This window comes from Ruegeria sp. HKCCD7181 (assembly GCF_057221055.1).
On sequence record NZ_JBWVBC010000004.1, the window covers coordinates 396,132 to 422,798 of the forward strand.

The window sequence follows — 26,667 nt, forward strand, 5'->3', positions numbered from 1 at the left end:
ACCAGAGGGGGTCACGGATATGATGGACACGGACATAATGGAGATGCTCGAAGATATCGGGCGATCCTCGACTGCGCGCTTGTCACCTGCCGTTCACCTTGCTGGGGATACAGCAAACGAGCGTCGACAAAAGGTACTGCGCACTATTCGGGGCACTATCCTGCCGCGTCGGCTGGAATTCACCGCATCCAACGGCGATTGTCTCGCGATTGAAGTCAACAGCTCGCGGATTACGGACATCTTTCGCAGCACTGGACCTTTACCCGACTTCGAAACCGAACCGCGCGCCGAACTCACGACGAAACTGGCCCACTTGGTAACCGACATCGCAGGTGCGCCAGGGCCACTTGAACTGGTATCAATGCGACCTGACACCGCCCTAGAGGCGGATGATGTCGGCATCACCTATTCCGAGATCGAAGCTGCCTGCGCGCAGATCAGTCTACCGGACGAACCGCATGTTTCCATCGTCCCTTCCAGCGCCGAAGACACAGTTGACGCGTGCGATAACAATTCCAGTGATCCAGTGGGCCTGGCCCGTCAGTTTTACGACGATGCCGCGCGTTTTGCGCAGGGCCAAGCTCTGTTCGACGATCAAGACAGTTCCGCACCACTGCTCGATGGGCTATGCGCCCCAGGTCAACCAGCGCACCCGGACGGCGATATTCTGGCTCAGTTTACTCGCGATTTGGCAGGGTGGGATGCTGACACTAAAGCATCGCTTTCGCGACCTCAAATGGTTGTATTGCGCCCGACAGGCGGACAAGGCACTGGTCTAGCTTTGTTGCGGGATGGTCAGCAAACCGTTGCAACTTTGCATGACGCGCGCAAGCTGGGCGCCGTGGTGAATTTGTGGAAATCTTTAAAGGGCGCCGTCGAATGACCGCGATCCTGCCCAATATGTTCCTTTCTAATGTGTCAGTCCGAGTATACGAGTTATCAGGGTAAGTATTATGAGTGAGTTTAACCGCCGTGAATTGATCCGCATCGCCGACGAGATGAACGGGATGAGTAATGACGAAACCCGTCAATTCATCACGCGCATTGTGGACGACTTATCAAATCTCAAGCCATCAATTGCATTCGTCGGCCAGATCAAAGCCGGAAAATCACGCCTGATCAACGGCTTTACCGGTCAGGCGGAATACCTGCCGTCGGATGTGAACCCTTGGACCACGGTTATTACCGACATGCATTTCGGGCACCCGTCCGGGCGGACTTCGGGTGCCGAGTTCCATTTCTTCGACAATCGCCAATGGCAAGCCCTGATCGCTGAAGGCGAAGAACTGCGCAATATGTTTCCCGATGAGGAGGACAGCTATAAGCGCGAGATGATCGAAGAGCAGGTCGAGGCGATGAAAACCCGCGCCAAACTGCGTCTGGGCGAAAGCTATAAGCACCTGCTGGGTCAGCATCATGATCTTGACGAGCTGACGTCGGATGATTTGGCGCGATACGTCTGTGCCGGCGATGACCCGACAGAGGAAGGTGAATACGATCCGGGTTCGGACCGAGGGCTGTACAGCGACATCACCCGCAAAGCTGAGGTCTATTTCGACATCGGTCATTTTCCGTATCCGTTGACGGTAACCGACACACCAGGCGTCAACGATCCGCTGCTGATCCGTGAAGAGATCTCGCGACAGTACCTCAAGGAATCCGATTTTTTCGTCGTTGTTTTGTCGGCACATCAGGCCCTGTCACGCGCCGATCTGAAACTTTTCCGACTGATGCAAGCACTGGAATTGGGTCAGATCGTCGTATTCATCAATCGTGTGGACGAGTTGGGCGGTGGTTCGGACGATGCTGCCAAAGTTCGCGTCGATGTGATGGACGGACTGGAAAAGGCGCTTGGCAATTCGGACATCGATGTCCTAATGGGCAGCGCCCAATGGGCGCATTACGCGCTGACCGGTGATGATGCCGGAATCAATCACGACGATATTCTGGCCTGGCTGCGCGCCCATCCCGAGCAGATGAAGCAGTACCTGGATGGTGTCGAAGAGATCAAGCAAGGCCCCGGACCCATTAGCCGCGAAGCTGTATTGCGTTTTGCAGCGATGATCGCTTCGGGTCTGCCGGATCTGCGTCGTCACGTGACACAGGCCCTGACCAACGGCCCGCGCAACGAACAATTGCGCATGGCGTGGCAACACCTGAACAGCTTTGCGCAAGGTGAATTGGAGCGCAGCAGCGCAAGGCTGCGGGCGCTGGAGGCTGAAGAAGGGCCAAACGCCAGTGACGCGGACAACAACAAGACCCTCGCCGAGTTGCGCGCGTTAATCGGGAATAAAACCGAAGCAATCAACAATGATATGGATGATGTTCTGGCCAACCTGCGCGGTGTCATGGACGATACCGTGGCCGAGGCGGTCTCGATCGTAGTGCGCGGGCCTGACGGTCAGTCCCCGTTGTTGGCCAAGAATGGCGAAACCGAACTCAACTTTACACCCCTGCGCGAACGGATGCGCGAGCTGGTGCAGGGTGCAACTCAGGTCGTTCGACAGCGCATGCTGAGCGAACTGTATGCCATTGATCTTCAAAGCAACGCTGCGCTGCGCGCCCTGCCGGGCTGGCAGGAACCGGTGGACAACCGAATGAACACCAGTGCCGTGCGCTGGTTCCGCCCTGACATGACCGCCCTGACCCGTGGCATTACCGTGGAACTTCGTGTCACCTGGTTGTCGAGGTTGATTTCACGTAAGAGCGTTGTAAACCGGGCCGAACGGATGATCGTCCAGGAATTCGAGATGATCGGCGATGACCTGATCGACACCGCCCGCAGTGATCTGGTTGAACGGTTACAAACCGTTTTGGACCATTATCTGGCGCTGCTCGCCGGGCATCTGGAACATCGCGTCGGGCCAGACGGGTCCAACCCACGTACCGAGGCTCAACGCGCCGTCGACCAGGCTCGCCGCATTACAGACGAGCTGAGCACGGCGCTGGGACCCATCACCGCGGATAACCCACAAGCAGAGGCTGCAGAATGATCGAATTCCCCAGAACCGAGCAGGAAGTGCGTCAACTTGAACGCTTTCTGACCGCGACTGAAAAGGCACCGGCATCGGATGAGCTTGAGCAGATGCGCGCAAGCGCTCTGATACATGCCGAACGGTTGTCCAACGCGGTAACTATCGGTTTTGCCGGAGAGTTCGGCGCGGGGAAATCCAGCCTGGCCAATATGCTTGCTGGGGCCGATATTTTGCCCACCGGACCGCAACATCTGAAGCTGCCGCTGGTCATCGTGGCGTATGCCGAGCAACCCGAAACCACAGTTGGCTGGTGGGACAAGGAACCCAAGGTTTACTCCGGCATTGCCCTGGATAAAGCGGCCGGTGACAATCCGGACTTTATCTCGGTCGGAGTAAACACCCCTGCCCTGCAAGAGATTTCGCTCTATGATTTGCCCGGCTCCGGCGCACTTGACGATACGTACAAACAGACGCTGGAATTGCTTGAATATGTTGATTGCGCGATCTGGTGTACCAACGGCACAACAGCCTGGCGAGAAACTGAGCGGCATTTGTGGTCGCAAGTCCCCCAAAAATTGCGGGACAACAGTTTGCTGGCGGTAACACATGCGGATCTTTTGTCTGATGAAACCGCACTCGACAGGGTTACAAAACGTCTGGAGAAGGAAAAGGGAGACCTATTCCAGGCCGTTGTTCCAATTGGCACGCCGGTTGCCGTGCGTGCCATGGCAAAGGAACCCGAACCTGATTTCGATCTCTGGAACGCCTGTGGCGGCCAAAATTTGGCCGAACAAGTGTTGAACATAGCATCCTGCCGTCGTCAGCGCGATCTTGATGCTGCACAACAGGACCTGAAAGATCAGTTTCTGCCTTACCTGGCATCTCTCGAGGGCTCCGAAGAGGTTTCTGACCCAACACCTGGCTCGCATTCTCAGTCGGTTCAATCCAGCTTAAGTGCCGCCCTGCCCCCGCTGGACAATCCAATCCTTGAGGATTGGCTGGCGGCCATTACCAGCATCTATGATGATCTGCGGGAATCCTCGGAAATGGAGCCTGCAGCATTCCTGCAAAGTTGTCAGGAGATCGTCGAGGATTTTGCGGAACGGCTGGAGTCCGGCAGTGAAATCGACCCCGAGGCCGACTGGATTCCCGGTGAGTTCGAAAAGGCAACAGACTTGTTGTTGCTGTTGCAATTCGAAAACGGAGATGCACCGCTGAAGGACGCTATCAGCATCCTTGCGCAACTGAGCGACAACTTGGCATGGGCAGGCAGTACCGTGGCATCCGCCCCGCCACGTACCGGAACCTGATCGATTCTCGCTAAAATTGAGTTGAATTCCGACGATTCGAATGAGGCAGAATCATCTTTTTATTGTTTCGAATTCGTAGACCAAACAATCGAATTCAAAGAATAAGTACACATCGCCTTACCCTCATTTTACAATATGGTGTGTAGGTTGTGACGGTAACCACTATATGTGCGATTCTGTAAATTCGCATCCTTAGTGAAGCCATGAGGCGGCCCCAATAAAGTCAAATTTGAACCGTCTAACCGTTTCAAGTGTCCTGCGGTTGTTTTTGGTTGTGAGTTTCGTGGGCTGAATGTCCGGTTTTTTGTGCCGCAAACTAAATTGAATGGGCGGGAAGACATGAGCCACAACCAGGCGGTCGGCGCAACGCACGACGAACCTCAAATCGAAGGCCTGAAACCGGGCGCAAAGCTTTTGCGCGGCCAGTACGAGATCATCAGTTTTCTCAGCAATGGCGGTTTCGGAATCACTTATCTTGCACGCGACAGCCTGGAGCGCGATGTAGTCATCAAAGAGTGCTATCCGGGTGCTCTGTGCCATAGAAATGGCGATCTGGTCGAGCCAGCCGATCCGGACCATAAAGACGACTTGCGTTCGATCATAGACCTGTTCATTCAGGAAGCCCGCAATCACGCGCGGCTGGTACACCCCAACATCGTCGATGTTCACCAGGTGTTCGAAGACAACAACACTGCTTACATCGCGATGGATCTCATCCGCGGTTGCGACCTGCTAGATTACATCGACAAGCCCAACAACGAAAGCGGACCTGACTTTATCGTTCAGGTCACTGAAAAAATGCTGTCGGCGGTATCATTCATTCATCAAAGCGGCATGTTGCATCGGGACATATCGCCCGACAATATCTTGATCGACGAACATGGCGAACCGATCCTGATTGACTTCGGTGCAGCGCGCGAGCAAGCGGCACATAAATCCGCCGCCTTGCTGACACTGCGCGTGATCAAGGATGGCTACTCGCCACATGAGTTTTATGTTCGCGGTGCGGAACAGGGTCCTAGCAGCGATCTCTATGTTCTGGCGGCGACATTGTATCACGCCATCAGCGGCGAACGTCCGATCGATGGTCAAACCCGTTTGAACGCCTTCAACAGTGGCCAATCCGATCCATACACGCCACTGGCCGAACTCTTTGACGGGTATCCGGACGGGTTCCTGGAAGCGATCGACAAGGCGATGGAAGTGCACGCCACTGACAGGCTTCAATCCGCGTTGGATTGGTTGCGTATGTTCCGGGGTCCGGACGTCATGTTCGAAACCTTTGCCTACCGTCCGGTATCAGTCATCGTTGGAATGGACCGCAAGGATGAAGCGGCGGAAAAAGCGCGCATCAAAGCGGAAAGCGACAACGCCGAAGCCGTGGTCACAGCACTGTTGGCTGGTAACGCGGATTTGGCATTGGGCAATGAGGACAAGTCGGAAGAAGAGCTGGCCAAGTTTACGCCCAAGGAAGAAACCCCCACAGCGGTTGATACCATCGTCCAAAGTGGCTCGGGCGGCAGTAGCAAGATGGTCGTGGCCGCCGGCGTCGCGCTGGTTGCCCTCGCTACTGGAGGGTATTTCGTAATGTCGGGCGACAAGACACCGTCCGAAGCAAGCCCGGTAACAGCGCAGGCTCCGGCCACTCCGGAGCCAGTGAACGCTGTACCGGAACCGGTCGAGCAGACCGCCGAAGCCGTATCAGAGCCGGAACCGGCCGAACCCGCTTTGGCAACAGAACCAGAGGTCAGACAGGAACAGCCTATCGAGCAGGCGCAGACCCAACCTGAAGCCTCGGCCATCGCCGAAGCCACGAACGAAGGAGCAGAGACGACTGAAGCTCAGGTCGAAGTCGCCCAAGAGGCCGACACTGCAGCCGCGCCGGTCGAAACGACGGCCAACGTGGAAGATGTTCAACCCGTTGAACCCGAACCGGTTGCAGTTGAAGCTTCGGTGAACGTGGCTGAGCATCAGGTTGCATTTGGCCATTGGGACGTTGAAGTCCCGTTTAACACGTCGAAACGTCGCGGTACCACCGGGAACGTTCTTGCTGTGACCGGCATAAAATCCGGGCAGGACATGTCCGTCATAGGTGACTGGGTACAGCGCGGCGCGACGATCTACACGTTGAATGGCAATCCTGTGCGCGCAGATGCATCTCTGGCGGCGCAGGTACTGGACGGCTTTTCGGTTGATCCGGATGGATTTATCCGCGTTACCGCGCGTTACCGCACGTTGGGTAAAACCCGGGCACAGAACGGGTTGCTGGCCTTGCCCGCTATCCGCGCGTTCGGGTTGCAAAACGGCTACACGTTCGAGGCGCGGCATTCAGGCGATACAGGTTGGCAGACTGTTGTGACTACTGCACCGCAGCAAGGTGCAGGCAACCTTCAGCAAGGCGACGTTCTGTTGCATGAGACCCAAACTGGTCTGGCGATTGACGCCCCTGAAGGCCTGGATGCGGTACTGGCCTCTCTGGTTTCCGAAAATATACCCCAAGCGAAAGTGACCGTACTGCGCAATGGGGCTGAGACGGCTGCAACCATGCAGCTAACCCAGGAGTAGATCTGACCGGTGTGAGTGAAATTCGCCAGTGTGTGTTTGCTGAGGGCGGCGTCAATATCGCCTCTCTGTCGGGAGCCGGCCCGTCGCGAAGTTAAATAGTTTCGCTGTTTCTCCTTCATCAGTGACCCCGCCCGCAAGTGCGGAGGTTTGTAGCAACGCCGCGGATTGAACCCCGTGCCAGAACTAAAAAAGGTGTCGACACCATGTTCAAATACAAAAGCCCTCTCAGCCGGCTTCTCGAAGGTGCCGGCAAAACCAAAGACGAAGACAAAGCTGAAGCCAGCGCCGCAGAAGCCGAAAAAACAGAGCAGCCCGCACCGATTGCGGACTTCGCCGCTCTGCGTCAGGCATTGGGTGGCGGTGATACATCTGCAGAAAACTACGAAGAAGCAGATGAGCTGATCCCCGAAGACAAGATGCCCGATTTCGCCGAAAGCGACGCGGTTGAAACTGCGTCGGAATTGGAAAACAAAAACACCGATTCAGAAATCGAAGACACCGAGGCCGAGGCACCAGCCGAAGAAATCGAAAAGGGTGATGAACAGATCGTCACTCTGCACTTAAACCCGTCCGAGTCGGATGGCAGCGAAGACGCCATGCTAGCGGCTGTCTCAGAAGCCGCCACCGAGAGTGTAGACGAAATGCCGGAAACACCCGTCGAGCCTGCTTTGGTTGAAGTTTCTTCTGAGCCCGCTCAGGAACCGAAGCCCGAACCGGTTGTTGAACCCGTGATCGAGGTAACCTCCGAATCGACCGCAGTTGTTTCCGAGCAACCCGCACCGGCCCCGGCCACCGATCGTCGTTCTCGTGTTAAAACGACCTTCCTGGGCTTCGAACGCGCGGATACGCATGTTCAAGAGATAATTGAGACAGCCGCCCCGGTCGCCAAGTCCGAAGCTGCTCAGCAAACCTTTCCCGTAGGTTGGCTGGTTGTGACCGCAGGTCCCGGCCGTGGCTCATGTATTACCCTGACCGAGGGTTTGATGCAGATCGGACGTAATGACGATCAGGCGATCCAGTTGGATTTTGGCGACACCGGCATTTCACGCAGCAACCATGCGGTGATCGCCTATGATCCCGAAGATCGAAAATGCTACCTGGGTCATGGCGGCAAAGCCAACCTCGTGCGATTGAATGGGAAACCGGTGCTGAGCACCGTTGCCCTATCCAACGGCGATTTGATCCGCATCAGCGAAACCTCGATCCGGTTTACCGCCTTCTGCGATGACGGCTTTGACTGGCGGGATGCCGATTAATGCTGGCGACGCCTGCATATGACATCGCCCTGATTCTGAATCAGGGTCAGCGCGATGGGCAGGAAGACGCGATTGCAGCCCGTGTCTCGGACACGGCCAGCGCGGGATATGTCGTTGTCGCCGATGGGATGGGCGGGCATGACGCAGGTGACATCGCGTCAGAGCTGGTCATTTCCGCATGGCGCGAGGCAATGGATGCTCAGCTGGATGAACCCGACCTTGTTGAGGGCGCTCTGCTCGACGCTCTGCCGTTGGCCGCAATGCAGGCCAACGCCGCTGTGGCAAGCCACGGCGAAGAACACGGGGTCAGATTAGGGTCCACCCTGCTGGGCATGCTGATGCTGGGCCGCCGGGTGTTCTGGATCTCGATCGGTGACAGCCCGTTGTATTTGTTCCGCGACGCGATGCTGACGCAAATCAACGAGGACCATTCGATGGCTCCCGTGATCGACGCTATGGCCACCGAAGGCACGTTGACCGCGGACGAAGCTTTGTCACATCCCGACCGCAACCAACTGACTTCGGTCATCATGGGAGCCGCAATCCCCAAGGTGGATTGCCCCGAGCAACCGCTGGCACTGCGCCCAGCGGACATTCTGATACTCGGCAGCGACGGTCTGCAATACCTCAGCAATCCTGAAATCGAGACCCTTCTACGCACTCACGTCCAGTCACCGGCCCGCGATATCGCTGACGCCCTTTTGCAGGCCCTTCAAGGCAAGGGCGATCCGGATCAGGACAACATTTCAATCGCCGTGGTCAAACCGGCGAAACCATAAAAAGGCAAAGCAACGGGACCCATGAGAAAACATCTGATCATATCCAGTCTGGCACTTGCAGCCGCAACAGGCGCAGCCTCGGCGCAAGAAGCATGCTCGACGTATGAAATTAAGCGCGGCGACAGCCTACGCGAACTGGCGATTGCGGTCTACGCAACCGAAGACTATCGGTTTATTTTTGACGCCAACCGCGATGTCATTGGCTCGAACCCGAACATCATTCGCGTTGGCGACGTCCTGACTCTTCCCTGTCTCGACGAGATAGGGCGCGCGCCGCAGCTGCCAGATACTGAGGCCGGGCGTATGGCTGCCGAAATGGCTGCAGAGCTGGTCAAAGCCGCCGAGCAGCGGGCGGAAAAAGCCATCGCCGAGGCCGAAGCCCGCGTTGCTGTAGCCGAGGCAGAAGCCAAGAAGGCCAGTGAAGAGGCCGTGGTCGTAGCCAAAGCAGCCGCAAAGGAAGAAATCGAAGCGGCGCGCGTGGAAGGCGCAGCCCTGATCCGCAACGCGGATGACGGCGCACGCCCGGAAATCCGTGACCGCCAGCTGCTGTTGATTACCGGCGGCAACTATGCACCGTTCACCGATGAAAACCTGCCCCAACGCGGCCTCTATACAGAGCTTGTTGAGACTGCCTTTCTACGCGCTGCGCCTGAACAGAATTACAAAATTCAGTTCGTAAACGACTGGTCTTCGCATCTGGACCTGCTGATGCCGACGCTGGCCTTTGACGCGACTTTTCCTTGGTCGCGGCCGGATTGCGACTCGGCGGAGGCGCTGTCTGAAAGCGACCGTGCGCGGTGCGAAACTTACAAATTCTCAAACCCTTTCTACGAAGTCGTGGATACGTTCTTCGCCCGCGAGGGATCCGCTTACGTTGAAACGCGGACTTACGCAGATTTTGCGGACGCCACTATCTGCCGCCCCGAAGGCTGGTCCCTGTCGCACATGAACGCGGTAAGCCTGTACGAACCAGTCATCAAGCTGATGCGACCTGTATCCCCCGATGACTGTTTTCACGCGGTCATGGAGGGCAACGCCGACATCGTCGCGATCGAGGCGCATCTGGCAGTCGAGGCCATCAGCCGCTTGGGTTACGAGCACCAGATCGTCGAAAACCCCAACCTTGCGGCGATCAAGTCTCTTAACATCATGACACACAAAGATAATCCTGACGGTGAGGCGGTCCTTGAGACGCTGAATCAGGGTCTGGCGATCATGCAGCAATCAGGCGAATGGCGGGATATCGTGTCCACTGCCCTGCGTCATCAAATGGAAAATGGATAAGGCTCCTAAGAAGCCTGACGACACAAATCACTGGAGGAAGTGGAAATGTTTGATATGAAGAAAATCGCGATGTCGGCTGTGGCCTTCACAGCAGTGAGTGCCGGTGCAGCCGCAGCGCAGGAAGCATGTACCAACTACACCGTTGCGGACGGCGACACGATGGCAACCATTGCCATCGCAGCTTACGGCACATCAAACTATCAGCCGATCTTCAACGCGAACCGCAATGTCATCGCCAATCCGAACAGCCTGGAACCCGGTCTGGTACTGGCTTTGCCTTGTGAGGACGGAAGCCTGCCGAACGGTCAGTCGGCACGAGAAATCATCGCTGCGGAAGAACAGCGTGCGGCAAACGTAAAACGCTCTAGCGTATACCAGCCTCCGATCAAGTTGGTCACCGGCAACGGCTGGGCTCCGTTTGCGGATGAATCGCTGAATGGCGGTGGCGCCATCACGCGTCTGGGAACCACAGCCCTGCAGCGTGGCGGTAACGCACGTGATTATTCGGTCAGCTTCGTTGATGACTGGAATTCACACCTGGAAACACTGTTGCCTCTGGGCGCGTTCGACGTGTCAATGGCGTGGAACATGCCGGATTGCACGAACCGTTCCTATGAATGGTCTTGGGAAACCGAAGTTCGCTGCACGCAGTTCGACTCGTCGGTTCCCGTCTATGACATCGTGGTCGGCTTCTACACGATCCCGGAAAGCGATTTTGCCGGCGCAACGACCTTCGAAGAACTGAAGGGCGCAACCATCTGCCGGATGGACGGCTGGTTCATTCACGACCTGGAGCAGGAAGGCCTGCACAACGGCGAATCCATGACACTTATGCAACCTATTACGGCTCGTGAATGCCTTGATGCCGTTTTGACCGGAACCGCTGACGTTGCGACTTTCGAAGTTCAGCTGTTCTCGGATACCATGGTGGAAATGGGTTTGAACCAGAACGATTTGGTTGAAAACCCCTTCGTGACATCACTGTCGTCGCTGCGCTTTATCAGCCACCGCAGCAACCCATTCGGCAAGCAATATCTGGCCATGCTGAACAAGGGTATGAATGAAATGCGTGAATCCGGCGAATGGTATGCCATCGTTTCGGATACACTGCGTGAACATAACGAAAAACTGATGGCAGCATCGAACTGATCCCTCGGTTCAGCTGGAAGACTGGGACCGGTCGTGAGACCGGTCCTTTTTTTGTGCAGCGGAACTTCATTGGTCAACGGCCGTACTTTTTACCGAAATCAGGGTTAACCAAATACGGAATACTCGGCGATTGCCATCAGTGTATTTGCTTATTTGGATATACGTTATGTCTAAATTACGCGTAACTTGTTCACAAATACTGGTTCACTACGGGAATCCCCTAATATTCAGAGCGAGTAATGAGAGTAGGATTAACTCAACTACACCGGTGTGGCGTAAGCCCCACCACTCACTCAGAAAGGGGCTGGCTATGGGGGCCGGCCCCTTTCTTGGTTTGCTGAAGCAAAAAAACCGGCCTCAGGAAGGCCGGTTTTCATTTCTGAATACAGTGAACCTAGGTCCAGACCCTGTTAGGGTCTGGGTTCTTTTCATCACCCGATAATCGCGTTCAGTGTCGCACTGGGACGCATCACTGCTGCGGCTTTGGCCGGATCAGTGTGATAGTAGCCGCCCAAATCCGCCGGTACGCCCTGCGCCGCGGCCAGTTCGCCCAGAATCTGCTCTTCCTTGTCGGCCAACTCCTTGGCAATTGGCGCGAACTCGGCTGCTAGGGCGGCGTCGTCCGACTGTGCAGCCAGCGCTTCGGCCCAATAACGGGCGAACCAATAGTGGCTGTCGCGGTTGTCGGGCTGACCAACCTTACGGCTGGGTGACTTGTTGTTGTCAAGAATGCCCTGCGTTGCAGCTTCGGCCGCAGCACCCAGAACACCCGCCTTGGCGTTGCCCTTGCTGTCGGCCAGGAAGTTCAGAGATTCACCAAGCGCACAGAACTCACCCATCGAGTCCCACCGCAGGTGGTTTTCTTCGACCAGCTGCTGCACGTGTTTAGGGGCCGAGCCCCCTGCCCCGGTTTCGAACAGACCGCCGCCATTCATCAGCTTGACGATGGACAGCATCTTGGCCGATGTGCCCAGTTCAAGGATCGGGAACAGGTCGGTCAGGTAGTCACGCAACACGTTGCCAGTGATGGCGATGCTGTCCTTGCCGGCCGTGATCGTCTCCAGCGACTGACGGGTTGCTTCGCGCGGGGCCATGATCAGGAACTTGTCTGCCACGCCTGCGCCCTCAAGCGCCGGTTTGACGTATTTGATCAGTTCAGCGTCATGGGCGCGGTTCGCGTCCAGCCAGAAGATAGCTTCGGAACCGGTCAGGCGCTGACGGTCCATCGCCAGCTGAATCCAGTTCTCGATCGGCGCTTTCCGAACGGTGCAGGCACGCCAGATGTCGCCCTTTTCAACGTCATGCGAATGTAGCGTTTCGCCATTGGCCAGAACGATGCGGATAGAACCATCGGCGGGTGCTTCGAATGTGGTCGGGTGGCTGCCGTATTCCTCGGCCTTCTGCGCCATCAGGCCCACATTGGCAACGGCGCCAACCGTGGCAGGGTTCAACGCGCCGTTGGCTTTGAAGAACTTGATGCTCTCATCGTAAACGGGTGCGTAGCAGCGGTCGGGAATGACGCAGTTGGTATCGCCCTTGGCGCCGGTTTCATCCCAGCCCTTGCCACCCGCGCGGATCACTGCAGGCATCGAGGCATCGATGATCACGTCTGATGGCACGTGCAGGTTGGTGATGCCCTTGTCGCTGTCCACCATATACATCGACGGACGGTCGCCCTTGATCGCGTCAATCGCGGCCATGATGTCGGCATTGGCCTTCACACGGTCCAGCAGATCGCCCAGGCCGGAATTCGGGTTCACACCCAACGCGTCCAGTTCTGCTCCGAACTTCTCGAAGACAGGCGCAAGCCACGCCTTTACCGCATAACCAAAAATGATCGGGTCACTGACCTTCATCATCGTGGCTTTCATGTGCAGTGAGAACATGGTGCCGTCGGCTTTGGTATCCTCGATGGCATCCGCCAGGAACGAGGACAACGCCTTGACCGACATGAACGTCGCATCGGCTACGGTGCCTTCAGCCAGCGGCCAGCAGTCTTTCAGAACGGTGACACTGCCATCCTTGCCTACGAATTCGATCTTGGCGTCGCCAGCCTGCGCGGCGGTTATGGTGGCCGATTTCTCGTTTGCGTAGAAATCGTTGCCCGGCATAGACGACACTTTGGTCAGGCTGTCCGACGCCCATTCCCCCATCGAATGCGGGTTCTTCTGCGCGTAGTTCTTGACCGCACGCGCCGCACGTCGGTCGCTGTTACCTTCACGTAGAACCGGATTCACGGCCGAGCCCTTGATGGCATCATACCGCGCGCGAATCGTTTTTTCTTCGTCAGTCGAAGGCTCTTCGGGATAGTTCGGAATATCATAGCCCTGCGACTGCAGCTCTTCGACGGCTGCCACCAATTGCGGGACCGAGGCCGAGATGTTCGGCAGCTTGATGACATTCGCATCCGGCGTCTTCACTAATTCGCCCAAAGCGGCCAGATCATCGGTGATGCGCTGTTCATCGGTCAGGTTTTCAGGGAACGTCGCCAGAATGCGCCCAGCCAGCGAGATATCCTTGGTTCCAACGCTCACACCCGCGGCCGAGGCAAACTTGCGGATGATGGGCAGGAACGATGCGCTCGCCAGCTCGGGCGCTTCGTCTACAATGGTATACAATACGTCGAAGTTCGATTTTTCTGCCATATTCCTCTACCTTTTTTAAGCCTTTCAGGGGCGTGCGATCCAAGAGTGTGTGCCTTTAGGGCAGGCACCGAGCCGTAAGAGGACACAGTGGCCCCACGGGTGACTCTGATTTGACAGGGCCTCCCTTAAATGAGGATTGATCCGGGATCAATCCGTGTCGGGGGGCGCAAATTGACACGGGTGAAAAAGCGGCTGGCGAATTTTAGCCAAATGCGCAATGTTCAATGGTACTAGCATCACCTCCGAACAATCCAGTCCGGTGCGTTTTCTCGTTCATGTTTGATGAAAGCGTCAACAAGCTGTTCGAAAGTAGCATCTTCTATTTCTAAAATCGGGATTTCCTGAGTTTCCATCCAATTCACGAACCCCTTCTTCCCTCTCGGCCCAGATGATTCCAAAAAGTTCAGAAGCTCTGGTCGCGCAAGATCGCCGCGCGCCAGTACCGCGAGCAAAACACCTTGGCGAAGCATTATCTCGCTCTCCTCATAGTCGGGTTGTCCGCCTAACTTGTACTTGATCCAACTCAGACTTGGCCATTTTGGACGTTTGAATTTGACATACCAAGACGCATAGTCTTCAGCGGCGGCAATTACATCTTGATCGTCCCCAAGGGCCACATGAACAAGTACAGGAACGAAGTGCTTCATTCCCGGCTTGTCACTTAATTCTACAAAATCATCGGCAATCTCAAATGCGCGATCAATATCTCCATCAAGCATAACATGGAGGCGAAGTTGGTAGTCATACACCCACTTTTGATCGGGCCACTTGAATTCTGACTCCTTTGCCATCGAGTAGGCCAGCTGGTATTCTTTGATATCGTATAGGTAAGCGACCATATATTTTGCTGCGTTGGACGCCTTAGGGTTTAACTCCAACACACGTTGATACCCATGGAATGCCTCTGCGCGAGCCTCATGACAATCCAGGTACCGCGCCCTTTTCCAATGCGTCAAGGATGCGTTCGGGGCCATCTCGACCGCCTTGTCGTAATCTTGCAGCGCCGCCTGATGATTATCGGCTGCATTGTGGATTTGCGCGCGCAAGACCGTTGTCTTGTAGTTATCCGGTTGCAGTTCCAGCGCTTGGTTGACATCGGCAATCGCAAGCTCAAATCGGTCATTGCTTTTATGTGACCAAGCACGTTCCGTCAGGAACAAATGACGATATTCCGGCGTCGTTTCCGGATTTTCAATCAGCGCGGTACACGCCGCTATCACCTCGAATCCAGGTGCCTTGGAACTGACACAGGTCCCGGTCAGCACCTCAGATTTTGATGGACCGTCTAACCACAGCAAAGCGGCGGCACAGGTGGTGATAATTGCGGCGAGGCGGATCGTCATTTAATCTCCCGTAGTTCAAATCAACTCATCTATAGGCAGTATTTGCTCAGGTTGACCGCAAGTCCCCTGCCCCGCTCAACCCATTGGAAACACGATCTCAAATCGCGCGCCGGCACCCGACGGCACCAATGAAATCCGCGCGCCATGTGCCCCCAGCAGGTTGGCCGAGATGGTCAGACCCATGCCAGTGCCGCCCTGTTCCCTGGCGGTGGTGAAGAACGGGGTGAAGATGCGGTCGCGGTTGCCCTCAGACACGCCGGGACCGTCGTCCTGAATTGTCAGGCCGTCTGGAGTCGCGGCCAGCATTACACGCTTGGCTCCATGTCGGCGGGCGTTGTCCAGAAGTTGCTGTAAGACAATACGCAACCCCGAGGCGGCCAGCGGTATGTCTTGGTTTCCCTCTTCGATCGATAACTCCAATTCTGGGAAAGTCGTGCGCAGGTCCGGGACCAGATCGATCAACCGGGATTTACCGTGATGTTCGGGAACACGCGCCGCGGCAACCCGGTTCAACGCATTCAATTGGGCCTGCATCTGTTCACCTGCACCCAAAAGCTGATCCAGCAACGCCCGGTCCTGATCGCTTAGCGCATCAGTGTCCTGCAACAATTCGCCGGCAGCACGAATAGCTGTGACAGGGGTTTTCAGTTCGTGCGTCACATGATCGGCAAAACTTCGCACAGAAACTTCACGCCGTTGCAGCGTCTCAGCCATGTCGAGCACTGAACCTGCTAGCCGGGTCAATTCCTGCGTACCGAAATGGTTGGGGGGATCGGCACGTTCACCCTTTTGCACTGCAGCTGAGTATTCAGCCAGTGCTGAAATAGGGCGTAGCAACAAGCGCACCAGAAGAAAACCCAGCACAGCGGTCGCCAGTCCGATCAGAACCGCAATCAGAGCTGCGGCGTTGCTAAATCCGATCTCGGGGCCGAGGTACCGCAGCACGATCAGGCCCAGCAGCGACAGGGCCAGCGTACCTGCCAGCCCGCCACCCAAAACAAACCCCAACGAGGGGCGCCATTTGCGCTTCAACCCGGCCATTGACCCATCCGCAACCCGATCCCGTGCACAGTGTCGATCGCGCAATCCCAACCCTGCTCGCTCAACTTTCGCCGCAAGTTACGCAAGTGGCTGTCCAACGTGCGGTCAGCAATCGGGCTGCCTTCGCCATAAATCGCATCAATCAACTGCGGGCGTGAAACGATGGCCTGAGGTGTTTGCATCAACCGGCGCAGGATCGACAGCTCGGTCGCAGTCAGGGTTAACATCGTACCATCCACGCGCGCGGTATGACCAGCAGCATCCAGTTCCAGCGGGCCGTGTCGTAAGACGGGTTCCAATCCTTGCGATGTGCTGCGCTTCAATATTGCCTTGATTCGCGCGACCAGTTCCCGCGGGCTGAAGGGCTTGGTGACGTAATCATCAGCCCCCAGTTCCAGGCCGAGTATCCTGTCAATCTCATCATCGCGGGCGGTCAGAAACAAGATCGGTACGTCGGACCGGGCGCGCAGACGGCGACAGACCTCGAGCCCGTCGAGTTCGGGCAGACCCACATCTAAAACTATCAAGGCAGGGGCTTCGCGGAACGCGTGGGTCAAGGCCATCTGCCCGTCTCGGGCGGTGACAACCTGATAACCGGCACGCTCCAACGTGATTGACACAAGCTCGCGCAGGCGTGGGTCGTCATCCACGACGAGGATTTTCATGACCTGCCTCCTGCTCGGTTTAGGTGCCCAGATTACGATTCACCCGATGCGCGCGAAACCCCCATTCCCGCCAATTACCTATATGTGGCGCGATTGTCCGACATCCGGTTGGACGCTGAGAATGCGCGATTTCAGCGGCGATCATTGGGCCAAGCTGGCAGACATAGTATTCATCATAACGCTGGGGGTGGTGCAGGTTTTCACGGGCAATCAGGGCCGCGAAATTGACGAAACAGCAGGCATATAGCACTGCCAGCCCCAAACCCGCCGACCGGACCAGCAGCCAGCCATTCGAACGACCACGCATGATCTGCCAACCGGCCAAGCACAGCCCTGCCGCAACAAGAACCATCCAGATGGCCGCATGCACGCGCAGATAGGTCAGACCATAGGCTTCGACATACATTGACAGTCGAAACAGCGAGGACAGTACCAGCAGCACATTTTGCCCCAACCACAACATCATCCATCCACGCAGTCCTTTTCCTTCTGCAAGATAGGGACGCGCGGCCAGCGCAAACATCCCAGCCAGAAGCGCGGTTGCCACCAGGGGATAGGCGCCACGGTGGGCGTATTCCGCGTGGCTCATGCCAGTCGGCAATTCGGCGTTACCCCAGAGATACACCGCATCCATCGCCGTCTGCATCGCCAGCAACAGGTTGAACAGGATCAGGGAATTCGCAACGGACTTCGCGTTCAGGCCAAAGGAAGGCAATACGCGTTTTCGCTTTGGTCCCTGCTTAGTGCACAACAAGGCTGGATGCGCAGCAACTGCCAAAACCGGCCAAATCATAAACGTCATCCCAAGCCAGAACAACAAACGGTCGAGCCTAACGTCGAACTGCCAGACCTGTTTAACCCAATCGAACAAAACTGGATTGGCGGAAATCATCAGTCCGGACAGCACTAATGCTCCGCCCACTGAAAATCCCCAATTGTGCAAGACCTTTAGCCCAACGCCATCCGCCTTCGAAATTGACCTGCCGTGTTGTGCAAGTTCGATCATCTGACGGATGGCCAGAACCGGAAACAACCCGAGAAACCGCCGCAGCGAAGCTCCGTCCCTGTACCCAAGCACTGCCCAGCAAAAGGCGATCAGTGACCCCACAAACAAGAACACAACCGACAAGGTCTGTACGTATTCGACAACCGGCAAAAGGCTTAGAAACAGCAGTAGCGCGGGGCCCATCAGATTTCTACGCAAACCCAACAGCATCCAGACAGCCGCCGCGATGGCCAGCGCAAAAACGGCCAGTGATATTCCAGGGGTGTGATCCAGAAAGAGTATATCTGCCAGGGCCACGAGTATGACCAAAGCCCCTAGCGCCTGCGGCCATCCACGGCCCCTCGCGAGACGCGACTTGTCCGGCACCACATCAGGCGTGTCAAACCACCAGCTGTCTTGCAGAATCGAGGCGGGGATACCCCGTACAATAAACTGTCCCATATCTTGCTCCGTTTTTTATAGGTCCGGAATGCAGCGAACAGGTGCAGATGCTCGCGCAGTGAATGTGCAGGAACTGTGCAGAACTGAGATTAGGTGTTTTAGGGCCCTTTTCCTTCGCCGCTCTGCTGGCTAGAACGGCCCTCCAACCAAACACACGGAGACCCGCCCTTGGATCGCATCGCCCGCACCATCTCCACGGAAATCAATGCGCGCCCCGAACAGGTGGGTGCGGCGGTCAGGCTGTTGGATGATGGGGCAACCGTTCCCTTTGTTGCCCGCTACCGTAAAGAGGTCACGGGCGGGCTGGACGATTCTCAGCTACGGGTTCTGGCCGACCGGCTGGTCTACCTGCGTGAGCTTGAGGCACGGCGCGAGACCATCCTCGGGTCAATCAAGGATCAGGGAAAGCTGACCGACGATCTGACGAAGTCCATTGCTCGGGCGGAGACCAAGGCGCAATTGGAAGATATCTACCTTCCGTTCAAACCCAAGCGCCGCACCAAGGCTATGATCGCACGCGAAAACGGTCTGGAACCTTTGGCCGATGCTATTCTGAGCAACCGTACAGCGCGACCTGAAACGCTAGCCGAAGGTTATGTGACCGAAGCGGTGCCCACGACAAAAGACGCCCTGAATGGAGCGCGAGACATCATCACCGAAAGGTTGACCGAAAACGCTACCCTGCTTGGCGAATTGCGTGATTTCTTGAAACGCGAAGCCCTGCTGACCGCCAAAGTGATCGATGGAAAACAGCAGGAGGGCGCCAAGTTCAGTGATTACTTCGATCATTCAGAACTATGGTCTTCGGTCCCGTCGCACCGGGCACTGGCGATGCTGCGTGCGTCGAAAGAGGGGATCGTGACGCTGGATATCGCCCCCAATCCGGAAACCGGGGCCGCCCGGGCCGAGGCGACTGTCGCATCGCATCTGCATACGCGCAGCGATGGGCCGGGAGACGTTTGGTTGCGCAAAGTGGCGGGCTGGACTTGGAGGGTTAAACTTTCCCTGTCGATGATGGTCGAACTGATGGCTGATCTGCGGGCCCGCGCTCAGGAAGAGGCCATTCAGGTGTTCTCGCGTAACCTTAAGGATTTACTATTGTCGGCTCCTGCAGGGGCACGGGCGACGCTAGGCCTCGACCCCGGCATTCGTACCGGTGTGAAGGCAGCGGTCGTGGACGCTACTGGCAAAGTGCTTGCGACAGATACGCTCTATCCATTTCAACCAAAGAACGACCTGCGCGGTGCACAGGACACGATATACCGGCTGATCTCGACGCACAATATCGAGCTGATCGCCATCGGAAACGGAACCGCCAGTCGCGAAACGGAACGCCTTGTCGCCGATACGCTCAAACTGTTGCCCAGTTCTGTGAAGGCCCCGACAAAAGTGGTTGTGTCTGAGGCCGGAGCTTCTGTCTATTCCGCCTCGGAACTGGCTGCACGAGAATTCCCGGATCTTGATGTCTCGTTGCGCGGCGCGGTCTCGATTGCGCGGCGCCTACAGGATCCCTTGGCCGAGCTGGTCAAGATTGAACCCAAAAGCATTGGAGTAGGTCAATATCAACACGATGTGGATCAGCACCGGCTGTCACAATCCTTGGAGGCAGTGATCGAAGACGTGGTGAACGCAGTAGGCGTCGATCTGAACACCGCGTCTGCGCCGCTTCTGTCACATGTCTCCGGCCTCGGGCCGGGGCTGGCTGAGGCGATCGTAGTTCATAGGGATGTCAACGGCGCCTTCGGATCCAGAAAAGACCTGCTGGAAGTCGCGCGCCTTGGCCCCCGCGCTTATGAGCAATGTGCTGGCTTTCTGCGCATCCGGGACGGCTCCGAACCTCTGGACGCCTCCTCGGTCCACCCCGAAGCCTATGACGTGGCCCGCCGCGTGGTTGCGGCCTGTGGTCGCGACATTCGTCAGATCATGGGCCATGAAGGTGCTTTGAAGCGACTCCGCGCAGAACAGTTTGTTGATGACAGGTTCGGCCTGCCAACCATCCGCGATATATTTGCCGAGCTTGAAAAACCTGGCCGCGACCCGCGCCCGAGTTTCGTAACCGCGTCTTTTGCAGATGGGGTGGAAGAGATCACCGATCTTAAACCCGGGATGTCACTGGAGGGTACGGTGACCAACGTCGCCGCATTTGGCGCGTTTGTGGATATCGGGGTGCACCAGGATGGCCTTGTTCACATAAGTCAGCTGGCGGACAGGTTCGTTAAGGATCCGCACGACGTGGTCAAAGCTGGACAAGTGGTTAAGGTCCGGGTGGTTGACGTCGATGTTCCGCGCAAGCGCATCGGTTTAACAATGCGAAAAGATACTTCCGGTTCAAGACGTTAACCCTTTAAGCTCGACAAGGTCGCTTAAACCTGCACATCGTTAGAGTCCAGCCATGCTGTGTCTGATCGTTTCGCGAAAAGAAATGTTGACGCAAGGCCTCATGCTATCCCAGTATCGCCGGGATTACAGCAGGAAGGCTAGTGGTTGTGCTAATCAGTTCCGTCCAGCCCATGATGCGTCGTCAGACAGGGTGCGATCTCGTCGCCTGACCCGACGGCCTTCGCGCGTTAGCGAATGAGCTGCCTTCGGGCCTGATTTTTTCTTCCAGCAATAGACACCTCATGACACAGACACATGGATTGCGCATGGCAATCGATATCGGCGGCACGTTCACTGACACCGTACTGATGAATGACACGTCGGAAATTGTGGCGACAACAAAAACGCCAACGACCCCACAACAACCTGCCATAGGTGCATTGGAGGGCGCGAACCGGGTCCTAGCCAGCGCAGGTGCAGGTTGGGAACAGGTTACCGGTCTTATCCACGGAACTACGCTGGCCACCAATGCGCTGATCGAGCGCCGGGGGGCCGTCACCGCCACGATCACAACGCAGGGCTTTCGGGATATTCTCGAAATCGCATACGAGCGCCGCTACAGCCAGTATGCTATCAATCTGGTCAAACCCGATCTGATCGTGCCGCGCACTCATGCGCTGACGATTGGTGGGCGGATGAACGCGCAGGGCTGCGAACTGGTGCCACTCGGCGAGGCGCAAGTTTCGACACTCGCACAAAACCTCCGGGATCTGGGGGTCGATGCCGTCGCGATATGTCTCCTGCATTCTTATGCAAACCCGGATCATGAGCTGCGGTTGAAAGCGCTGTTGTCTCAGCAGATGCCCGAACTGGTCATCTCACTGAGCCACGAGATCAGCCCGGAAGCGCGGGAGTTCGATCGCCTCTGCACCACTATTGCAAACGCCTATATTCAGCCGCTGATGGCGGGCTATCTGGCGGATTTCGAAGAGCGATTCAGAGATATGGGTCTGACCTGCCCGATCCTGATGATGACTGCCGGCGGCGGTATGACGACTGTTGAAACCGCGGCGCGGTTGCCCATCCGACTGGTCGAGTCCGGCCCGGCGGGCGGAGCCATTCTCGCCGCCCGCATCGCACAGGAAGCCGAGGAAGCTCAGGTGCTGTCCTTCGACATGGGCGGAACAACTGCCAAGCTGTGCCTGATTGACAATTTCCGCCCTCAGACCGCCCGGAAATTTGAAATCTCCCGCGCCGAGCGTTTTATTAAGGGGTCCGGCATGCCGGTCAGAATCCCCGTTATCGAGATGATTGAGATCGGCGCAGGCGGCGGGTCCATTGCTCGTGTTGATCGGCTGGGGCGCGTTCAGGTCGGGCCACACAGCGCAGGATCTGATCCCGGCCCGGCTGCTTTTGGGAAAGGCGGAACACATCCGACAGTCACCGATGCGGATGTCACGCAAGGCTTGATCGATCCTGCGCGTTTTGCCGAGGGGCGCTTGGCGATTGATCGCGATGCTGCAACCGACGCGTTGACCAAAGATGTCGGGCACCATCTAAACCTGCACCCAGACAAAGCCGCCTTTGCGGTCAGCGAAATCGTAGATGAAAGCATGGCTAGCGCGGGACGTATGCACGCTGTCGAATCCGGCAAGGATCTGGAGCCCCGCGTTATGATCGCCTTCGGTGGCAATGGTCCCTTGCATGCTACCCGAGTGGCGCGCCGTGCCCGGATGAACCAGGTTCTGATCCCGCGCGATCCTGGTGTTGGTTCGGCCGTTGGCTTTCTGTTCGCCCCTGTCTCGTACGAGATCATCAGGTCCCGGTATGCCCGGCTTGAGACGCTGGATATCGACGGCCTGAACAGTTTCTTCGACAGCATGTACAACGAGGCCCTGGCGGTGGTGCGAGCCGGTGCACCCACGGGCGAGTTGTCACACCGCCGGGTCGCGTTCATGAGGTATCACGGGCAAGGCCACGAGATCGAAATCAGGTTACCGGATCGGGAATTGGGCTTTGCTGATTTGCCGGACCTGAAAGCAGCGTTTGAAGCCGAATACAGTCGCCAGTTCAGTCGAACGGTTCCAGGAATGACAATTGAAATCCTGAACTGGGGGTTATCGGTCTCATCCGATGCACCCGCTCTTCGGGACCGCGCCGACATACCCGCCACCAGTACGCAGCAGGCCAGCGAAACTCGCGAGATTCTGTGTGACGTAACTGGCAATTGGCGCACAGTTGGGTTGTACAGCCGCAGCGATCTGCAGCCCGGGGACACGATCAAAGGCCCTGCCCTGATCGTCGAAGCGCAAACCACAACCTGCGTAAGTGCAGATTTCAAAGCTACGATTGACGGACAAGGCAATATCTGGCTGACACGAGAAAGCGAGGGTGCAGCATGACAACTTCCGATACGCGTCTTCAGGTGATGTGGAACCGGTTGCTCGCCGTGGTCGAAGAACAGGGACAGGCGCTGATACGCGCCGCTTTCAGTCCAATTGTGCGTGAATGCGGTGACATCTCGGCCGGGGTTTTCGATGCGCAGGGACGGATGCTGGCTCAGGCAGTCACAGGTACGCCCGGCCATATCAACACGATGGCCGAAGCAGTTAAAACCCTGCGCAACCGCTTTCCGATTCCCAATATGCAACCCGGCGATATCTATATGACCAACGACCCGTGGATCGCGTCAGGACATCTGAATGACTTCCTGCTGATGATGCCGGTGTTCTATCGCGATCAGGTCATCGGTTTTACGGCCTGCACCTCACATCTGGTCGATTTGGGTGGTTTAGGAATGGGGCCGGAAGGCACAGACATCTACGACGAGGGACTGTTGATCCCGCCCTGCAACCTCGTTAGCCAAGGTGTAGTCAACGCTTTGCTGCTGGACATCATCAAGGCAAACTCGCGCGAGCCCGTCGCCAACGAGGGTGATATCTATGCGCTGATCGCTTGTTGCGAGGCAGGATCGGAACGTTTGGTTCAGATGATGGGCGAATTTGGCATCAGCGACTTGGGTACCCTGTCTGATTACATCATCGAAACCTCGCGACGCGGCACCCTCGATGCCATCGCGGCATTGCCAAAGGGTACGTGGCATCACGTGCTCAAAGTGGATGGCTATGAAAGCGAAGTCGAGCTGCACGCCGCCCTGACTATTGCAGATGATCATCTTTTGTTGGATTTCGACGGATCCGCCGGATGCGTCGGAAAAGGGATCAATGTTCCGCTGAACTACGCTACTGCCTATTCCGTCTTTGCACTTCGTTGCATCATCGGAGCCGATATACCGAACAATGCGGGTTCGCTGGAACCGTTTCGGGTTACAGGACCAAAGGGCTGTATTCTGAACGCCCAGCCCCCTGCCCCGGTCGCCATGCGGCATACTCTGGGTCAGATGACGCCGGACCTAGTCTATGGATGCTTGTCTCAGGTCCTGCCGGAACTGGTCCCGGCCGAAGGCGCCTCGTGTATGTACGATCTGCCCCTGCGTCACGCTGCCGAAGCCGTAGATCTGGGGGATAACCTTTTCGCGCTCGAACTTGTCTTTAACGGAGGCACCGGAGCGCGCCCTACGTTAGACGGCCTTTCGGCCACGGCTTTCCCAAGCGGTGTCTGGGGCAGTCAGGTCGAAACAACCGAGGCCGTCTCGCCCGTCCTGTTTCACCGACGTGAACTGCGGGTCGATTCTGGTGGCGCAGGCAAGTTTCGCGGTGGGCTCGGTCAACACATCGAAATCAGCGCCTCAAAAGATCAGGACCTGATGCTGTTTCTCTCGGTTGAACGTGTGCTCAACCCGGCAAAAGGCCGATCCGGAGGTCGGGACGGCGCACCCGGCTGCATCAGGATTGAGCCGGAAGGGAAAGCCCTTCCTGGCAAAGGTGAGTTTCGTATCCGCGCAGGCGAGACCCTTGTGTTTGAAACGCCCGGTGGTGGTGGGTTCGGCTTCCCCGCTGAGCGCACGCAGGAGGCGCTTCGAACAGATCTTTCGTCTGGATTGGTCAGCGAACAAGCGGCCAATACTGTGTATAGGGGGCGCATATGACATATCCTCGTTCTCACATCGCGCGTATGGAACCCTATGCGCTGGCCGAATTGACAGCGCCGTCCGGCACACCGCTGATCTCGCTGTCCCAGAACGAAAGCCTGCGCCCGCCCAGCCCTCTTGCCATCGCTGCAGCAACGGAGACGCTGGGGCGTGGAAACCTCTATCCGGATCCAGACTGGACAGACCTGCGCCACGCACTGGCCGAGCTGCATAAGCTTGAGGCAAATTGCATCCTGTGCGGTAACGGCTCGTTGGACCTGATCGGTTGCATCGCCCGAGTATTCTCGGGCCAAGATCGTGCCGTTTTGGCCCCAGCGCACGCTTATCCTTTCTTCCGGACTGCAGCGCAAATGGCAAACGCCCGCTTTAATACCGCTCCGGAGAAGGACGCCGTCGTGAGTGTCGACGCACTGTTGGAAGCCGTTCAACCAGACACCGGCATCGTCTTTGTCGCCAATCCCGGAAACCCGACCGGCACACGTGTTTCCAGGTCAGACCTGCAACGCCTTCGGAGTTCTTTGCGACCTGACATCCTGTTGGTGATTGACGAAGCCTATGGCGAGTTCGCAGACCATCTGAACGAACGCAACTTTGATTTGGTTCTGGGCGGAAACACAGTGGTTCTGCGGACGTTTTCCAAAGCCTACGGAATGGCGGGATTCCGCGTTGGGTGGGGGTACTTCCCACCCGAAATTGCTGCTGAACTCCGCAAAGTCATGAACCCCAATGCGATCACGGCTCCGACGCAGGCGGCGGCCGTGGCAGCCGTCAAGGATGACGCATACATGCGTGAGACCTGTACTCTGACGGCCAAGCTAAAAGAATGGACTGAGAACAAGTTATGGCAGGCTGGCTTTCACACCTATCCGAGCTTTACAAATTTCTTGCTGATCGACACAGGTGGTCCCAAGAATGCAACGGTTGCGAATAAGGTTCTTTGCCGCGAAGGGATATTCCTGCGGGCGCAATCTGGCGCGGGTCTACCGCACACCCTGCGTATGACAATCGGCCCGAAACCCGCGATGGAGGCTGCCTTGAACGGCCTCACGCACTGGAAGGAGTCCGCGCTATGACAGCATCAAGAGGCCGAGCCCGGTTTGGAGTGTTGGTGCCCTTTACCAACACCAACCTCGAACCTGACATGGTACTGATGCGACCCGAAGGCGTGTCGCTGCATTTTGCGCGTTTGGGCGGATATGATGAGGATGAAATCCCGGATGCAGACCAGATGCATGGGCTTGGGGCTGCCGATCTGGACGAACCTCTACACCTTTTGATGGGCGCAAAGCCGGACGTCGTCTTTTACGGCTGTACTTCGGCAACCCTGACCCACGGCCCCGATTTCGACCGCATGCTGGCGGCGAAAATCGGTGACAGTTGTGGCGCCCATACAGTTACCGCCGCCGGGGCGCTTGCGAACGCGCTCACCAAACTGGGCGCGAAGCGCATCGGATTTGCCTCACCTTATGTACCAGCAATCAACGACATGGCAGTGCGATTTCTGGAAACATTTGGGTTTGAAACCATCCAGAGATCAGAAGTAACCGAAACGCTCGACAATACAGGTCAGGGCGCTCTTGGTCCTGACGCTGTATTTGACCTGGGCCGCAGGGCGGATCACCCTGATGCCGATGTTGTTGTCCTGTCCTGCACCGATATGCGCAGCGTCGAGGTTTTGGAACAGTTGGAAACTACTGTCGGAAAACCTGTAATCAGCTCAAATCAGGCGATGCTGTTTGCAGCACTGGAAGCTATGGCTATCCGCGATCCTATCAGAGGTTATGGGCAACTTCTCGCAAACCGGCGCTGAGTGCGGGTGTTGCCGTTCAGTCGTTTTC

The 26,667-nt window shown here is 56.8% G+C and carries 18 protein-coding genes; 13 read left to right on the forward strand and 5 right to left on the reverse strand.

Annotated features, from left to right (window positions below; genetic code table 11):
• Positions 1–19 precede the first annotated feature (19 nt).
• From AC2TCY_RS10980 to AC2TCY_RS11015, 8 genes are all read left to right on the forward strand, one after another.
• Positions 20–883, forward strand: a complete 864-nt coding sequence (locus AC2TCY_RS10980; RefSeq protein ID WP_480847448.1) for a hypothetical protein — start codon at positions 20–22, stop codon at positions 881–883.
• Between the two features lie 70 nt (positions 884–953).
• Positions 954–2,993 carry a dynamin family protein gene (locus AC2TCY_RS10985; protein ID WP_480847450.1) on the forward strand — a complete coding sequence of 680 codons (2,040 nt, stop codon included), beginning with the start codon at positions 954–956 and terminating at the stop codon, positions 2,991–2,993.
• Complete coding sequence (locus AC2TCY_RS10990; protein WP_480847452.1) at positions 2,990–4,285, forward strand: dynamin family protein; 1,296 nt, start codon at positions 2,990–2,992, stop codon at positions 4,283–4,285. The genes AC2TCY_RS10985 and AC2TCY_RS10990 overlap by 4 nt, the downstream gene beginning before the upstream one ends.
• A 339-nt stretch (positions 4,286–4,624) precedes the next feature.
• Positions 4,625–6,850: a serine/threonine protein kinase gene (locus tag AC2TCY_RS10995; protein ID WP_480847453.1), complete on the forward strand. Its 2,226-nt coding sequence runs from the start codon at positions 4,625–4,627 to the stop codon at positions 6,848–6,850.
• Positions 6,851–7,053: 203 nt separating this feature from the next.
• Positions 7,054–8,106: an FHA domain-containing protein gene (locus tag AC2TCY_RS11000; RefSeq protein WP_480847455.1), complete on the forward strand. Its 1,053-nt coding sequence runs from the start codon at positions 7,054–7,056 to the stop codon at positions 8,104–8,106.
• On the forward strand, positions 8,106–8,885 hold the full coding sequence (locus AC2TCY_RS11005; RefSeq protein ID WP_480847456.1) for a PP2C family protein-serine/threonine phosphatase: 780 nt from the start codon (positions 8,106–8,108) through the stop codon (positions 8,883–8,885). The genes AC2TCY_RS11000 and AC2TCY_RS11005 overlap by 1 nt, the downstream gene beginning before the upstream one ends.
• Before the next feature lie 21 nt (positions 8,886–8,906).
• Positions 8,907–10,169 carry a peptidoglycan-binding protein LysM gene (locus AC2TCY_RS11010; RefSeq protein WP_480847457.1) on the forward strand — a complete coding sequence of 421 codons (1,263 nt, stop codon included), beginning with the start codon at positions 8,907–8,909 and terminating at the stop codon, positions 10,167–10,169.
• A gap of 45 nt (positions 10,170–10,214) precedes the next feature.
• The gene (locus AC2TCY_RS11015; protein ID WP_480847459.1) at positions 10,215–11,318 is read left to right on the forward strand and encodes a peptidoglycan-binding protein LysM; all 1,104 of its coding nucleotides are present in this window, start codon (positions 10,215–10,217) and stop codon (positions 11,316–11,318) included.
• A 431-nt stretch (positions 11,319–11,749) separates the two neighbouring features.
• Here AC2TCY_RS11015 and AC2TCY_RS11020 read toward each other — a convergent pair whose 3' ends face one another.
• From AC2TCY_RS11020 to AC2TCY_RS11040, 5 genes are all read right to left on the reverse strand, one after another.
• Positions 11,750–13,963, reverse strand: a complete 2,214-nt coding sequence (locus AC2TCY_RS11020; RefSeq protein WP_480847460.1) for an NADP-dependent isocitrate dehydrogenase — start codon at positions 13,961–13,963, stop codon at positions 11,750–11,752.
• A 236-nt stretch (positions 13,964–14,199) separates the two neighbouring features.
• The gene (locus tag AC2TCY_RS11025) at positions 14,200–15,306 is read right to left on the reverse strand and encodes a hypothetical protein (RefSeq protein ID WP_480847462.1); all 1,107 of its coding nucleotides are present in this window, start codon (positions 15,304–15,306) and stop codon (positions 14,200–14,202) included.
• 75 nt (positions 15,307–15,381) lie between these two features.
• The gene (locus tag AC2TCY_RS11030) at positions 15,382–16,347 is read right to left on the reverse strand and encodes a sensor histidine kinase (protein ID WP_480847464.1); all 966 of its coding nucleotides are present in this window, start codon (positions 16,345–16,347) and stop codon (positions 15,382–15,384) included.
• Entirely contained in the window at positions 16,335–17,012 is a 678-nt protein-coding gene (locus tag AC2TCY_RS11035) for a response regulator transcription factor (RefSeq protein WP_480847465.1), read from the reverse strand. The genes AC2TCY_RS11030 and AC2TCY_RS11035 overlap by 13 nt, the downstream gene beginning before the upstream one ends.
• Positions 17,013–17,031: 19 nt before the next feature.
• The gene (locus AC2TCY_RS11040; RefSeq protein WP_480847467.1) at positions 17,032–18,459 is read right to left on the reverse strand and encodes a DUF4153 domain-containing protein; all 1,428 of its coding nucleotides are present in this window, start codon (positions 18,457–18,459) and stop codon (positions 17,032–17,034) included.
• 168 nt (positions 18,460–18,627) lie between these two features.
• Between AC2TCY_RS11040 and AC2TCY_RS11045 the strand changes: the two genes are divergently transcribed.
• The 5 genes from AC2TCY_RS11045 (at position 18,628) to AC2TCY_RS11065 (ending at position 26,639) form a co-directional block, all read left to right on the forward strand.
• On the forward strand, positions 18,628–20,799 hold the full coding sequence (locus AC2TCY_RS11045; protein ID WP_480847468.1) for a Tex family protein: 2,172 nt from the start codon (positions 18,628–18,630) through the stop codon (positions 20,797–20,799).
• Between the two features lie 281 nt (positions 20,800–21,080).
• On the forward strand, positions 21,081–23,180 hold the full coding sequence (locus tag AC2TCY_RS11050; RefSeq protein ID WP_480847470.1) for a hydantoinase/oxoprolinase family protein: 2,100 nt from the start codon (positions 21,081–21,083) through the stop codon (positions 23,178–23,180).
• Complete coding sequence (locus AC2TCY_RS11055) at positions 23,177–24,826, forward strand: hydantoinase B/oxoprolinase family protein (RefSeq protein WP_480847472.1); 1,650 nt, start codon at positions 23,177–23,179, stop codon at positions 24,824–24,826. The genes AC2TCY_RS11050 and AC2TCY_RS11055 overlap by 4 nt, the downstream gene beginning before the upstream one ends.
• A complete protein-coding gene (locus AC2TCY_RS11060; RefSeq protein WP_480847473.1) occupies positions 24,823–25,902 on the forward strand; it encodes a pyridoxal phosphate-dependent aminotransferase in 1,080 nt (359 codons plus the stop codon). The genes AC2TCY_RS11055 and AC2TCY_RS11060 overlap by 4 nt, the downstream gene beginning before the upstream one ends.
• Positions 25,899–26,639 carry a maleate cis-trans isomerase family protein gene (locus AC2TCY_RS11065; RefSeq protein ID WP_480847475.1) on the forward strand — a complete coding sequence of 247 codons (741 nt, stop codon included), beginning with the start codon at positions 25,899–25,901 and terminating at the stop codon, positions 26,637–26,639. The genes AC2TCY_RS11060 and AC2TCY_RS11065 overlap by 4 nt, the downstream gene beginning before the upstream one ends.
• Positions 26,640–26,667 lie beyond the last annotated feature (28 nt).

Coding starts and splice junctions, on each gene's coding strand:
- AC2TCY_RS11060 (WP_480847473.1), top strand. CDS start 24,823: ATGACATATCCTCGTTCTCACATCGCGCGTATGGAACCCTATGCGCTG.
- AC2TCY_RS11005 (WP_480847456.1), top strand. CDS start 8,106: ATGCTGGCGACGCCTGCATATGACATCGCCCTGATTCTGAATCAGGGT.
- AC2TCY_RS10980 (WP_480847448.1), top strand. CDS start 20: ATGATGGACACGGACATAATGGAGATGCTCGAAGATATCGGGCGATCC.
- AC2TCY_RS10995 (WP_480847453.1), top strand. CDS start 4,625: ATGAGCCACAACCAGGCGGTCGGCGCAACGCACGACGAACCTCAAATC.
- AC2TCY_RS10985 (WP_480847450.1), top strand. CDS start 954: ATGAGTGAGTTTAACCGCCGTGAATTGATCCGCATCGCCGACGAGATG.
- AC2TCY_RS11020 (WP_480847460.1), bottom strand. CDS start 13,963: ATGGCAGAAAAATCGAACTTCGACGTATTGTATACCATTGTAGACGAA.
- AC2TCY_RS11035 (WP_480847465.1), bottom strand. CDS start 17,012: ATGAAAATCCTCGTCGTGGATGACGACCCACGCCTGCGCGAGCTTGTG.
- AC2TCY_RS11050 (WP_480847470.1), top strand. CDS start 21,081: ATGACACAGACACATGGATTGCGCATGGCAATCGATATCGGCGGCACG.
- AC2TCY_RS11000 (WP_480847455.1), top strand. CDS start 7,054: ATGTTCAAATACAAAAGCCCTCTCAGCCGGCTTCTCGAAGGTGCCGGC.
- AC2TCY_RS11030 (WP_480847464.1), bottom strand. CDS start 16,347: ATGGCCGGGTTGAAGCGCAAATGGCGCCCCTCGTTGGGGTTTGTTTTG.
- AC2TCY_RS11055 (WP_480847472.1), top strand. CDS start 23,177: ATGACAACTTCCGATACGCGTCTTCAGGTGATGTGGAACCGGTTGCTC.
- AC2TCY_RS11015 (WP_480847459.1), top strand. CDS start 10,215: ATGTTTGATATGAAGAAAATCGCGATGTCGGCTGTGGCCTTCACAGCA.
- AC2TCY_RS11025 (WP_480847462.1), bottom strand. CDS start 15,306: ATGACGATCCGCCTCGCCGCAATTATCACCACCTGTGCCGCCGCTTTG.
- AC2TCY_RS11040 (WP_480847467.1), bottom strand. CDS start 18,459: ATGGGACAGTTTATTGTACGGGGTATCCCCGCCTCGATTCTGCAAGAC.
- AC2TCY_RS10990 (WP_480847452.1), top strand. CDS start 2,990: ATGATCGAATTCCCCAGAACCGAGCAGGAAGTGCGTCAACTTGAACGC.
- AC2TCY_RS11065 (WP_480847475.1), top strand. CDS start 25,899: ATGACAGCATCAAGAGGCCGAGCCCGGTTTGGAGTGTTGGTGCCCTTT.
- AC2TCY_RS11010 (WP_480847457.1), top strand. CDS start 8,907: ATGAGAAAACATCTGATCATATCCAGTCTGGCACTTGCAGCCGCAACA.